Source organism: Candidatus Pelagibacter communis (assembly GCF_001179845.1).
In the GTDB taxonomy this organism is placed as follows: domain Bacteria; phylum Pseudomonadota; class Alphaproteobacteria; order Pelagibacterales; family Pelagibacteraceae; genus Pelagibacter; species Pelagibacter ubique_Q.
The window spans coordinates 67095-80368 of the sequence record NZ_CVSB01000029.1 but is presented as its reverse complement, the minus strand read 5'-3'; the positions used below and the strand labels follow the sequence as shown (position 1 = coordinate 80368).

Here is a 13274-nt window from a genome sequence, read left to right as displayed (position 1 = left end):
TTTTTCCTTAAAATCATTAAAAGTACTTTTTTTATTTATGAAAAAAAATCAAAAAAAATACGGTTTTACACAAAAAGAATGGAACAACATGAGTCCAATTAGAAAATTGGAGAGAAAACTTGATCGAGTTAATCATATAATGGAACTTATAAGAACTGTTGTCCCTATAATGCTGTTGCTTTTGAATACAATAATTATTCTAAAATTATTTGATTATATTTAAAATAGTTTAATCCCAATCACTCCAATAACTATAAGCACAATAGAGATTATTTTTTTAAGATTGATGGTTTCTTTTAAGAAGAAATATCCAATAAAAATTGAGAAAAAAATACTCGTTTCTCTAAGGGCTGCAACTAGAGGAATTGGAGCCTTTGTGAAACCCCAAACAACAATCACATAGATAATAAAAGATATAGATCCCCCTACCCAAAATATCATTTTAGCATCTTTGAAAACCTTATAAAAAATATCCTCATGTTTATTAAGTTTTAAAATGATAGGAAAAACTAAAGCACTAAATAAAAAGGAAAAACTAATATAAGAAATTGCAGATACACTAATCCTTGCTCCATATCCGTCAATCAATGAATAAAGACCTATAAATGATCCAGTAAGTAATGAGTATTTAATGATCTCAATTTGATTTTGGTTTTTTGAACCAAATAATCCAAGAAACATTATTCCTGCGCAGATTAATAATATTGAAATTAATGTTGCTATTTTGAATATAACACCAAGAAATATTATTGAAATTAATGTAGCCAATAAAGGACCAAAACCTCTGAATATTGGATATACATTAGTATAGTCGCCTACATTATAAGAATTCAACATATACCATTGATAACCTTGATGAGCTAGTACACTGGCTATTATATATGGTAGCGTCTCTCTTCCAGGTAAAGGGAAATATAAAATACAAATTAACGCTAAAGGTACGTGGCCTAAAACAATAGCTAGTACTGCTATAGCTTTATCTGGATGGTGTTTTACCATCGCATTCCAAATGGCATGCATAATAGTTGCTAATAGAATTACAAAAAAGACAGTAGTATCCATTATTTATTGATATCTTAACTACTTACTTTTCCAAGATAATTTACCAGTATCACCCATATAATTATTAAAACAATACCTAATGAACCATAAAAATTTGGTAACTGATTATACTTAATAATTCCAAAAAAAGTTACGGCAGTTATAGTTAAACCTCCATACGTGGCATAAGTAAAACCTACAGGAATTAAATTCATTGCTTTAGATAAACAAAATAAACATAAAACTATCGAAGTTACACAAAAGATTGTTGGGAAAATATTAGTAAATCCATTAGTGGTTTTTAAAAAACCATTAGCAGAAATTCCGAGTATTATTGCTAAAGAAAGATAAATATAACCAGATGAGAAATTCATCCTATTATATTATTTTATTTTAGATCGAATAAAAGCTGAAAAATGATCGATTAAAAAAATTGTTACAAAAATGAGTATTATAATTGCTGATACTCTTTCATATTCAAACATTCTAAATGATGATTGGAGTTCATAGCCTATCCCACCAGCGCCAACGATACCCAACATGGTAGCCATTCTTACATTTCGATCTAAAATGTACAAATTGTTAGCAACAAAAGAAGGTAGAATTTGAGGTATAACACCAAATGAAATAATTTGACTTTTAGTTGCTCCAGATGATTTAAGAGCATCTATCGGTCCTTTATTTATATGCTCAATATCTTCTGCATAAAATTTTGCTAAGAAACCCATTGTATGTAAGCCTAAAGCAAGCACACCTGGCATCGCGCCAAAACCAATAGCAATAACTAAAATCATAGCAATAATAAATTCTGGAATAGCTCTAAAGAATATAACTATAGTTTTGCATACAAGATAAATAAAATAATTAGGGGCTAAATTTCTTGCTGAAAATAATCCAAGTGGAATTGATAAAACAATAGCAATAAAAGTACCCAGAAAAGCTATTTCAATAGTTTCAAACATTGCATAAATTAATTCACTTAAATTACTAAAATCAGGGGGCAACATTCTTGATAAAATATCACCAAAATATTTTGAGGAGTCTGATACTAACTTTATAAAATCTATCTCCAGATCTTTTACGACAAATACTAAAGCAGAACTAAATAAAACTATGAAAATTAAGGTTTTCCATGACCATTGGGGTCTTAAATATTTTTCAAAATTTTTATCTTTATTATTTACTTTTAATTCTAAAATATTCTTATTCATAATTTTAACTATATATTTTCTTCAAGTATGCTTCGTTAATATTAATTGATTTTTCATCAAATGTAATTTTTCCATCGATTAGACCAATTACTCTATCTGAATATTTTTTTGCTAAATCTACTTGGTGAAGATTACATAAAATAGTTGTACCAAATTCTTGATTTATTTGTTTTAATAAAGATAAGATTAAATTGGAAGATTTAGGATCTAGACTTGCAACAGGTTCATCAGCTAATAATAGCAATGGTTTTTTGATGATTGCTCTTGCTATCCCCACTCTTTGTCTTTGTCCTCCAGATAATTCATCAGATCTACTGTAAGATTTTTCAAGTAAACCAACCGTCTCCAATGATTTCAAAGCTTCTATTTTTTGTTTTTTTGAAAATAAATAAAAAAGAGATAAAAATTTATTACTTGAATTTAAAAGACCAGTTAAAACATTATTTATTGCAGAAAGATTATTTACCAAGTTAAACTCTTGAAAAATCATTCCAGTTTTTTTTTGAACTTCTGAAATATTACTATTATCTATTTTTTTATTATCAAAGTAAATTTCTCCTCCACTTGAAGTTTCAAGACCATTAATTGTTCTAAGTAAAGTCGTTTTACCAGAACCACTAGGTCCTAAAATACTTACAAATTCCCCTTTGTTAATTTTTAAATCCACACCTTTTAATGCGGGACTACCATTCTCAAAAGTTTTTTTAAGATTTTGTATTTCAAGCATAATAGTCCTTTGATAATTTAACTTTTATTTTTATTTAATAGTTCAATAACTTCTCTTAAAACATTATAATCTGAATCTTTAACTTCCATATAATGAGACATTTTTCCACCATATCCACCTATCTCTCCATGGTTATGAGCGTCTAAAACAGCCTTTTTTATTTTATCTCTGTCTTCTTTTGGTATCATTTTTGAATAAGCCAATGGTGGTGGTGGAACTCTATCTGATTTATGTATAATCCTTACATCTTCTTCTTTAAAAGTTCCATCTGCTAATCTTGCTTCATAATTTCTAGAACTCATTCCGCAGACATCAGATTGATTATTTATTACAGCAAGTAAGCAAGCATCATGACTACCAGCATAAAAAACATTTTCAAAATGATCTTTATTCTTTGTAGAAAGATTAATCTTACTTAATTCTACTTGTGGAATTAAATCACCGCTAGTAGAACCAATAGTATTTAAGGATAAAACTTTTCCTTTAACATCAGTAAATTTTTTTAATTCACTGTCTTGTTTGACAACAAAATATGTATAATAACCTGCATCTTTTTCGCCAGGCCTAACTCCTGCAGCAAATGCTTCAGCTCCAGCTATCTCAGCAGCCTTAACATAAGTTTTGCCTCCATACCAAGCTATATGAGCTCGACCAGCTCTCATAGCTTCAACAGCTGCATTATAATCAGTCACTTTTATTGTTTCTATATTAAAACCAGTAAGACTCTCAGTAATTGAAATTAATGTTTTATAGTCGCTTTCATCACCTTTTTCACTGGCAGGTACAAAAACCATTTTATAAGTTTTTTCATCTGCTTGAATAGAGAAAGTTAATAATGTTATTAAAATTGAAAATATTATTTTTTTTATCATGTTTGATATCCTATATAGTTAATTTTGTTCGCATACAAGTTAATTAAATATACATAAATAAGCGGATTTCAAGAAGATTTTTGTTAAATTTTTATGAAATTATCTTTTAAATTCAATCAAGGCTTTTCTATAATCTTCTACAGTATCGATTTCTTTCCAGCCTCTTTCTATGATTACGCAATGAACTTTAATACCAATATCGACAAGTTCCTGGATCATATCAGTTAAATAAGCCTTTTGAAAAATTTTTGCTCTTTGGAAAGGTTTATTCCAAAAATGTTTTTTAACTCGATGAAAATTTTGTTTAAATATTTCGCATCCTCTATGATTAAGTTTAATCATACCTATAAATTCACCATGGACTTCCTCTTTGTCAGAGGCAATTTTTCCAATTTTGACTACCTCATTATTAGAATTAAAAATTACATTTTCTGCTTCTGATAATGGGTGATCTTTTCTATCTATATAATAATCTCGCCAATCTATATCAACAATTACAGAAATATCATGATCACTCTCTAATGCTCTTTTTACTACAAAAGGTTCAAATAAAATATCAGAGTATGAAATAATTATATTTCCATTAATAACTTCTTCGCCATAAAAAATTGAGTTTAAAATATTGTTATCTTTATAATCATTATTATCAAAATATTTTATACCTTTGTATTTAATCTTATTTTTTTTGTATCCGCGTATCAGTGATATATCTTCAATTCCGTTTTCTTTATATGAAGACAACTGTCTTTGAAGTAATGTTTTACCTCCAAAATCCAACATACACTTGGGATTGTGTTCTGTGTGACCTTTAAGTCTACTACCAAGACCAGCAGCAACTATCAAACATTTTGTTTTCGATTTATTTATTGTCTCTTCAATTTTTTCAAATTCTGAGGATTTTAATTTGTTATTTTTAGCTGATCGAAGCAGTGAAATAATTTCAGGATTTTTTTCAATGTAATCTAAAATATCGGGTGGTAAAGTTTTTTTTGAAATCCCAGCTAAATCATTTAATAAGTCTAAATCTACTTTTAAAATTAAAGATAATTTTTTTATAATATCATTTTTTGGTGCTGCTCTTTTATTTTTTTCAATATCATTTAAATATGATGCTGCTAAACCAATTTTCTTAGCTAATTCTCTTTGACCAATTTCATTTTTAATTCTCAAGCTTCTAATGTAAGAACCAAATGTTTCATTTAATAATTTTTTTTTCATTTATTTTCAATATAAACTGATAATTTACTTCACTCTACCATAAATATCTTGGTATCTAACTATATCTGTTTCTTTTAGTATCGAACCTACCTGTGCTTCTATAATTTTAACTGGTTTTTTTCCAGGATTATAAATTCTATGAATCGCTGATAGTGGTATAAAAATATGATCATTTGTTTTCTTAAAAAAACTTTTTTTATTTAAGGTTATTTTAGGATTACCATGTGTAACTAACCAATGTTCTGCTCGGTGATGATGTTTTTGTAAACTTAGAATACCTTTTGATTTTACACACAACTCTTTAATTAAAAACTCTTTGCCCTTGAATAGATTTGTATATCTGCCCCATGGACGGTAATACACGTTTTTTTTCTTAATATATTTGTTTTTATTTTTGTCATACATCTTCAGAATTTCTTTCCAACTACCAAGATCTGACCAAGGAATATCTAATTTGATAGCGTTAATTTCTTTGGTTTTTTCTAGAATTGCGTAATCAAAAGATTTAGCAGTCGCTTTTATAAATGAAGCTTTGTTTAGATAATAAGTATTAGACTTATATTTTGCTTTTTTTACTGCATTTAAACAACTTCTATATGTATTTGGCTGATATTTTTTAAAGTTACTTATTATAGAATCTTTTCGAAGATAAAACATTCCTGAATTCCAATAACCTTTTTTCTTTACAATTTGTTTAGCTTTTGGTTCATTTGGTTTTTCAATAAATCTGGTTACTTTATTGATATTACCTTTGATTTTTTTAGTTAAAAAATAACCATATTCGCTAGTTGGAGATTTAGGTTTAATTCCAAAAACAAATATATTTTCTTTATTTAGATTTGATTTATTTTTATTTATTGCCTTATTAAAAATGCTCATTTTTTCAATTAAATGGTCTGCTGTAAAAAACATTAAAGGCTGATTGTCTGGAATATCTTTAATTAAAGCTGTGCTTAATATAGCTGGTGCAGTATTTCTTTTAGCTGGTTCTACAACAATTTTATATTTGTTTATTTTGTTTTTTCTTAAATGCTGTTTTACTTTATTTAAGTATTTCTTATTGGTGCTAATAATTGGAGAGTCGTAAATTGATGCTTTTGTTCTCTCAAGTGTTTTTCCAAGCAAGGTCCAATTACCAAAATCAATAAACTGTTTTGCTTGATGATTTTTAGAATTTGGCCAAAGTCGAGTTCCAGCACCTCCACATAAAATAACTGGACGAATTTTCATTAAATCTCTGAATAATCCTTAACTTCTTTTTTCTTACCTGGGTGTGTTGGTGCGCCTAAATATGCTGGTCCTACTGTTTGTGCATATTTCCATAAAGTACCAGACCCAAAATCCGATTTTCTAGCCTTCCATTTTCTTTTTCTTGCAGCCATTTCTTTTTTAGAAAGTCTTACATTGATCGTTCCTTTTTTCGCATCGATATCAATGATGTCTCCTGTACGTAAAAGACCTATAGGACCCCCTAGAGCAGCCTCAGGGCCCACGTGACCAACACAAAAGCCTCTAGTAGCACCAGAGAACCTACCATCAGTTATAAGGGCTACTTTCTCCCCTTTTCCTTGTCCGTAGATTGCACCTGTTGTCGATAACATTTCTCTCATACCTGGACCTCCCACTGGTCCTTCGTATCTAATTATTATTACATCACCATCATTATATTTTCTGCTTTGAACTGCTTTCATTGCACTTTCCTCGTTATCAAAGCATCTTGCTTTTCCAGTAAATTGTAATTTTCTAAGTCCAGCAACTTTAACGATTGCGCCTTCTGGAGCTAAATTTCCTTTTAGTCCAACCACACCTCCTGTTGTTGATAATGGATTTTTATAAGATCTCATTACTTTTTGTTTTGGATTAAATTTTATACCTTTTAAATTTTCCTTCATAGTTTTTCCAGTCACAGTCATGCAATCACCATGAATATATCCACCTTCATATAAAGTTTTTAATAACATTGGAACACCGCCTGCTAACCACATATCTTTTGCAACATATTTTCCACCAGGTTTTAAATCTGCAAGATAAGGTGTTCTTTTAAAAATTTTAGCAACATCCATTAAATCAAATTTAATTCCTGCTTCATTTGCAATAGCAGGTAAATGTAATCCTGCATTTGTTGATCCACCTGTTGCAGCAACAACTGTTGCAGCATTTTCTAAAGCTTTTCTTGTAACAATATCTCTTGGTTTAATTCCTTTTTTTAAAAGGTTCATAACCATTTTACCGCTAGCTTTTGCGTATTTATCTCTTTCTTCATATGGAGCTGGCGTTCCTGCTGAATAAGGTAATGCTAATCCAATTGCCTCAGATACACATGCCATTGTATTTGCAGTAAATTGTCCACCACAAGCACCTGCACTTGGGCAAGCAACTAATTCTAATTTTCTTAATTCTGCCGCAGACATTTTACCAGATGAATGCTTTCCAACTGCTTCAAATACATCTACCACTGTTACGTCTTTACCTTTGTATCTACCTGGAAGAATTGACCCACCATATATAAATACACTCGGTACATTTAATCTAACCATAGACATCATTAGACCTGGTAAAGATTTATCACATCCTGCAATCCCTACTAATGCATCATAACAATGACCTCTTACAGTAAGTTCGGCAGAATCTGCTATTACTTCTCTAGATATTAATGAAGACTTCATTCCTTCATGACCCATTGCGATACCATCTGTAACAGTAATTGTGCAAAATTCTCTTGGAGTTCCACCATTAGCTCTAACTCCTTTTTTAACTGATTGAGCCTGCCTCATAAGTGCTATGTTACATGGAGCTGCTTCATTCCATGTAGAAACTACCCCAACAAAGGGTTTGGCCACATCTTTTTCAGTTTCACCCATAGCATAATAAAATGATCTATGTGGAGCTCTGTCTGCTCCTAATGATGTATGTCTGCTTGGAAGTTTCTTTTTATTAAATTTAGCCATTATATACCCTTTATTGTTACTGATATTTTCTCAATATCATTCTTAAAATTATTATAATTATTTTTTTCTTGTTCAACAATCTCTTTTGGAGCGCGGTCTATAAAATTTTTATTTTCTAGTCTTTGAGATATTTTTTTCATCTCTTGCTCTAATCTAATTTGTTTATTTGTTAAATTTTCCTTAATTAATTTTAAATCAACATCTTTATCAAAATAAATCTTAAACAAATCGCCAGAAAAAACCATTGTAGCAGCTGGTTTATCTAAATCTTTATCTAGTATGTTATTTATTCTGCATAGTTTTTTTAGAATAATTTCATTTGTATTAATAAAATCTTTTTGATTTTTCTTAATATTGCTAATTGATACATCAATAAATGAACCTGGGCTAACATTTAGCTCATTTTTAAATGATCTAATCCCAGAAATAATGTTAATGATATTATCAACCTGTTCGGTACTGCTATCCTTATTTATTTCACCTGATAACCAATTTTTAAACATCAAATAATCACTACCATCATTATCAAATTTGTTTTTAAGCCAAATTTCTTCAGTAACGAAAGGAATAAAAGGATGCAATAGAATCAAAATTTGTTTGAATACAAAAGATGAAACTTTTTTAACCTCTGCTTTAGCTTTTTCATCTTCTGAAAAAAGTATTGTTTTAGATAATTCTAAATACCAATCACAATACGAATGCCATACAAATTGATAAATATTCTTTGCTGCCTCATCAAATCTATAATCTTTAAGATTTTTTTCTATCTTATTTTTAGTTTCAATAAGTTCTGAATAAACCCATTTGTTAATGTTAACATTTAAACTTGGAACTTTATCTATATCTTTAAAATCACATTCATTAGTGATTAAAAAATTATTTGCATTCCATAATTTATTTAAAAAATTTCTATAACCTTTTACTCTGTCCTCAGAAAGCTTGACGTCTGTACCGGGTGAGGCCATCGATAACAAAGTAAATCTAAGTGCATCTGCACTATATTTTTCAATTAAATCTAAAGGATCGATAACGTTTCCTTTTGATTTAGACATTTTTTGTCCTTTCTCATCTCTAACTAATGCATGGACATAGATATCTTTAAATGGTTCTTTGTTTAAAAATTCTGTTCCAAACATTATCATTCTAGCAACCCAGAAAAAAATAATATCAAAACCTGTTACTAGTACAGAAGTAGGATAAAATTTTTCAACATATTCTTTATTGTCTGGCCAACCTAATGTTGCAAATGGCCAAAGACCAGATGAGAACCATGTATCCAATACATCGGGATCACGAATTAAGTTTTCATCTTGACCATAGTATTTTTTGGCTAATTTTTTTGCCTCTTCTTTATTGTTTGCTACAAAGATTTTTTTATCTGGCCCGTACCATGCAGGTATCTGGTGCCCCCACCAAAGTTGTCTTGAAATACACCATGGTTCTATATTATTCATCCATTGAAAATAAGTTTTTGACCAATTTTCAGGAAAAAAATTTGTTTTTTTTGAATTAACAACTTCTTTGGCTTTAATTGACAGTTTTTCTGCGTCAACAAACCATTGCTCTGTTAAAAATGGTTCAATTATAGAATTAGATCTATCTCCATATGGAACTTTGTTTTTAATATTTTCTTCTTTAACAAAAAATTCTTTATTCTTTAATTCTTTTAAAATTTTCTTTCTTGCTTCAAATCTATCTAGACCAATGTATTCTTTTGGTGCATTTTCGTTAATTTTGCCCGACTCAGTAAATATGTTAATAATCTCAAGATTATTTCTTTGACCAACATTATAGTCATTAAAATCATGTGCTGGAGTGATTTTTAGCGCTCCAGTTCCTTGTTCAGGATCAGCATAATCATCTTCTATAATTAGAATCTTTCTTCCAACTATTGGTATTGTAACAGTTTTCCCAACAAATGATTTAAATCTATCATCTTTTGGATTTACTGCAATCGCAGTATCACCAAGCATTGTTTCAGGTCTTGTAGTTGCAATTGTTATAAATTCATCTGCTCCATCAATTGGGTACTTGATATAATAAATTTTTGAGTTTACTTCTCTTTGATCTACTTCAAGATCAGAAATTGCAGTTTTTAAAACAGTATCCCAGTTGACTAGTTTTTTATCTTTGTAAATTAAATTTTTATTATATAAATCCACAAATACTTTTATTACAGATTTTGATAAGTTTTCATCCATTGTGAACGCATTACGAGACCAATCACAAGAACATCCGAGTTTTTTTAATTGATTAATAATAATATCACCATACTGCTCTTTCCATTCCCATACTTTTTCTATAAATTTTTCTCTACCAATTTCATTTTTGTCTATTTTTTCTGCTGCTAGTTTTCTTTCAACTAAAGCTTGTGTTGCAATACCGGCATGATCTGTTCCAGGCTGCCATAAAGTTTCATAATTATTCATTCGGTGATATCGAACTAACAAATCTTGAATTGAATTATTTAAAGCATGCCCCATATGTAAACTTCCAGTAACATTAGGTGGCGGAATAACTATTGAAAATTTTTTCGAATTTGGTTTTGGTTTAAATAAATTATTTTTTTCCCAATAAGAATAAATCTTATTTTCAACATTAGAATGTAAATATTTATCTGTATCCATGATTGTAATATATATAAATTTATATTTAAGTTGATAATTATTTCTTAACTAATTTCCATAATTCATAAATTATTTTTTTAAAAGTATGTATTAAATTTGTTATTATGGATTTTTTCTTATTTTTATACCTTTTTGTATTATATAAATCTTTATCAGTTGATCTTAATGGTACTTTCCAATTTCCGTAGGCAAATTCCAAATATTCTTCTGGGTTTTGAGGGCAATTAAATTGTCGTCCCATAAAATCAATTTTAGAAAATTTGTTTAAAAATTTAGAAGGTATGGAAAGTTCTCGACGCCAGTAGACATCTCTTAATTTGGAATAATTCCAGGACCAAATTGTATAACCTGTAACATCACCAGGATATTCGCCAACAAAATCTATTTTTGAATCATCTTCCTTTTTATTTATTTTCTTTATTTCAAAACCATTTTCTTTCAACTTGTTTGTGATTAAATCTATATTAGGTAATAACTCATCAGAAAAAACACTAATTTCTATATCCCAATCCCATTTTATAAGATCATTATCTCTTATAGCGCCTAAAAGAATACCAGAATTTAAAAAAAAAATTATTTTTAATTGATCTAAAATATTACAAATTTTTAAAAATTCTTTTTTTCTTACCAACAATTCATCGTAAGTTCTGTCTCTGATTTTTGGATCCATAAAATTCAATTATAATTTAAGATAATTATATCTTTATATTAAATTTTAATTAAAGTCATTTTAGAATTTTAATTTAACAACATTTATAGTAGGTTTGCTAGTCAAATAAAAAAACTTAATTAAAATTTAGTGTTGTATAAATACTTTAAATATTAATATTATTAAACCAAGTGAATAATTTTTTTTACAAAATTAAAAATAGATTGTTTAATTTTTCTAATGAAGCAAAAAAACTTAGAAGACCAACTTACAGTGAATTAATTAAATATCAAAATTTTCAGAGAAAAGATAACAATGTTCTAACCTTAAGTTTTGGTTCTGGAAGAAGTGGTCAAAATTGGTTTTCAAAAATATTTAATAGTCATCCAAATTGGGTAGGCACATGTGAACGATTTGCTGATTACGAAGCCTTTTATAGATACATCTGTTACTATAATTTACCAATTTCTAAAAATGGTTTTATTGATCTCATAGAATTATCCTCAAAAAGAGATATGGTAAAATATCAAAACAGTTTTATCTCTTCACCATATTTTTCTTTCGGTATTGAAGAATTAACAAATAGACTTAAACCAAATTCTATTTTTTTTAATATTAGAAATCCTATTAAGACAGTTGAATCTTTATATAATAAGGGATGGTATCAAAATTTTAATAATCAAAAAGAAATTAGTACACCTTTAATTGATATTACTGATAGTCAATACAGATCATTTTCTAGAATTATTCCAAAAGGTGAATATTTAAAAGAGTGGTTATCCTTAAGTAGAATAGGAAAAATAACTTGGTTTTGGTCTACAGTTAATAAAACAATTTATGACAAATTTAATAATATACAAAATATTGATAAATATTATGTAAAGTTAGAAGATGTTAATCAAAATTATGATATTTACGAAAAACTCTCAAAAAAATTTAATTTTAAAAATAAAATGACTGAGAGTCAGTTTTATAAAGTTTTAGACAAAGCGCCAAATAATGATACTAACTTAAATCATATATATAAAAATTGGAATAATGTTGAAAAAAAAGAATTTGAAAACATTATAAATAGCATCTTTCCACATTTTGATAATATTAGTACAAATATTTGATTTTTAAAAATCAATAACTCAATAATTTAGATTAAAGTAAGTAAATTTTTAGTTGTCATTAACAATTATTAAACAACATATAAATATTGATGTATAAGTGAAAAGTAATTTTTCTTTATTATTAAACTTGTATTAAAAAGAAAGGTTGCTATTAGTAGAACACTTTTACTTATTGATTAAAAGGCAATGTGGCGGAATGGTTACGCAGAGGATTGCAAATCCTTGTATCCCGGTTCGATTCCGGGCATTGCCTCCAAAATAATTCTTGTTTTAGTTCTAAAAAAAAGTAAGTTGTGATTTTTATATTCCTCGGTAGCTCAGTTGGTAGAGCAGTTGACTGTTAATCAATTGGTCGCAGGTTCGAGTCCTGCCCGAGGAGCCAAAAATTATTCCAAAGAATAAATTTTCAAGATGTTATTTTGATTATTTTTAATTATCAAATATTAATGTTTTTAATTTTACTCAATCAAACAGCTTTATAAATTTTTGATCCAGATATTTGTAAAGATTTATTAAATTTTAATTTTTGATCAGCATTAAGTTCAGAATAAATTTTTGTTAAAAAATTATAATTAATGTTAATATGACCTTCTTGTGATTTTTCTAGATTGATTGAATATTCAGAAAAATCCTCAAAAAAATAACTAATAGGAACTTTTAAATAATTTGACAATTGAAGTAATCTAATTGAACTTACTCCATTTGTGCCTTTTTCGTATTTTTGAATTTGTTGAAAAGTTACATTGATTGCTTTTGCTACTTTAGTCTGTGTTAAACCTAAAGCTAGTCTTCTTAGCTTAAGCTTGTTACCTAAGTGTTTATTAAAATTATCTTCCATTAAGACCCCTCTTAATTAAGTTTTATAA

The 13274-nt window shown here is 28.1% G+C and carries 12 protein-coding genes and 2 tRNA genes; 3 read left to right on the top strand and 11 right to left on the bottom strand.

What is annotated here, in order from left to right; translation table 11 throughout:
* Positions 1 to 219: 219 nt before the first annotated feature.
* The 10 genes from AMN81_RS02490 to AMN81_RS02445 form a co-directional block, all read right to left on the bottom strand.
* Positions 220 to 1062, bottom strand: coding sequence for an EamA family transporter (locus tag AMN81_RS02490; protein ID WP_072090554.1), 843 nt, complete (start codon positions 1060 to 1062; stop codon positions 220 to 222).
* 14 nt (positions 1063 to 1076) lie between these two features.
* Positions 1077 to 1415, bottom strand: a complete 339-nt coding sequence (locus tag AMN81_RS02485; RefSeq protein WP_072090553.1) for a DMT family transporter — start codon at positions 1413 to 1415, stop codon at positions 1077 to 1079.
* 9 nt (positions 1416 to 1424) lie between these two features.
* Positions 1425 to 2252, bottom strand: a complete 828-nt coding sequence (gene phnE, locus AMN81_RS02480; protein ID WP_023853857.1) for a phosphonate ABC transporter, permease protein PhnE — start codon at positions 2250 to 2252, stop codon at positions 1425 to 1427.
* 4 nt (positions 2253 to 2256) lie between these two features.
* A complete protein-coding gene (gene phnC / locus AMN81_RS02475; protein WP_072090552.1) occupies positions 2257 to 2979 on the bottom strand; it encodes a phosphonate ABC transporter ATP-binding protein in 723 nt (240 codons plus the stop codon).
* A 17-nt stretch (positions 2980 to 2996) separates the two neighbouring features.
* Complete coding sequence (gene phnD / locus AMN81_RS02470; RefSeq protein WP_072090551.1) at positions 2997 to 3851, bottom strand: phosphate/phosphite/phosphonate ABC transporter substrate-binding protein; 855 nt, start codon at positions 3849 to 3851, stop codon at positions 2997 to 2999.
* A 99-nt stretch (positions 3852 to 3950) separates the two neighbouring features.
* Positions 3951 to 5069, bottom strand: coding sequence for a helix-turn-helix domain-containing protein (locus AMN81_RS02465; RefSeq protein WP_072090550.1), 1119 nt, complete (start codon positions 5067 to 5069; stop codon positions 3951 to 3953).
* Positions 5070 to 5093: 24 nt separating this feature from the next.
* Complete coding sequence (locus AMN81_RS02460; protein ID WP_072090549.1) at positions 5094 to 6299, bottom strand: sugar phosphate nucleotidyltransferase; 1206 nt, start codon at positions 6297 to 6299, stop codon at positions 5094 to 5096.
* Positions 6299 to 8017 (bottom strand): dihydroxy-acid dehydratase, encoded by a 1719-nt coding sequence (gene ilvD, locus AMN81_RS02455; protein ID WP_072090548.1) that lies wholly within the window; start codon positions 8015 to 8017, stop codon positions 6299 to 6301. Before ilvD ends, AMN81_RS02460 begins: the two co-directional genes overlap by 1 nt.
* On the bottom strand, positions 8017 to 10644 hold the full coding sequence (locus AMN81_RS02450) for a valine--tRNA ligase (protein ID WP_072090547.1): 2628 nt from the start codon (positions 10642 to 10644) through the stop codon (positions 8017 to 8019). The genes ilvD and AMN81_RS02450 overlap by 1 nt, the downstream gene beginning before the upstream one ends.
* Before the next feature lie 37 nt (positions 10645 to 10681).
* Positions 10682 to 11314, bottom strand: coding sequence for a hypothetical protein (locus AMN81_RS02445; RefSeq protein WP_072090546.1), 633 nt, complete (start codon positions 11312 to 11314; stop codon positions 10682 to 10684).
* 170 nt (positions 11315 to 11484) lie between these two features.
* Between AMN81_RS02445 and AMN81_RS02440 the strand changes: the two genes are divergently transcribed.
* The 3 genes from AMN81_RS02440 to AMN81_RS02430 all read left to right on the top strand — a co-directional run bounded on the left by AMN81_RS02440 (position 11485) and on the right by AMN81_RS02430 (position 12790).
* On the top strand, positions 11485 to 12408 hold the full coding sequence (locus tag AMN81_RS02440) for a hypothetical protein (RefSeq protein WP_072090545.1): 924 nt from the start codon (positions 11485 to 11487) through the stop codon (positions 12406 to 12408).
* 182 nt (positions 12409 to 12590) lie between these two features.
* A tRNA-Cys gene (locus AMN81_RS02435) sits at positions 12591 to 12664 on the top strand.
* A gap of 50 nt (positions 12665 to 12714) precedes the next feature.
* Positions 12715 to 12790: transfer RNA gene (locus AMN81_RS02430), tRNA-Asn, on the top strand.
* 84 nt (positions 12791 to 12874) lie between these two features.
* On the opposite strand, the gene AMN81_RS02425 is transcribed toward AMN81_RS02430, so the two are convergent.
* Complete coding sequence (locus AMN81_RS02425; protein WP_072090544.1) at positions 12875 to 13246, bottom strand: helix-turn-helix domain-containing protein; 372 nt, start codon at positions 13244 to 13246, stop codon at positions 12875 to 12877.
* Between the last annotated feature and the right edge of the window lie 28 nt (positions 13247 to 13274).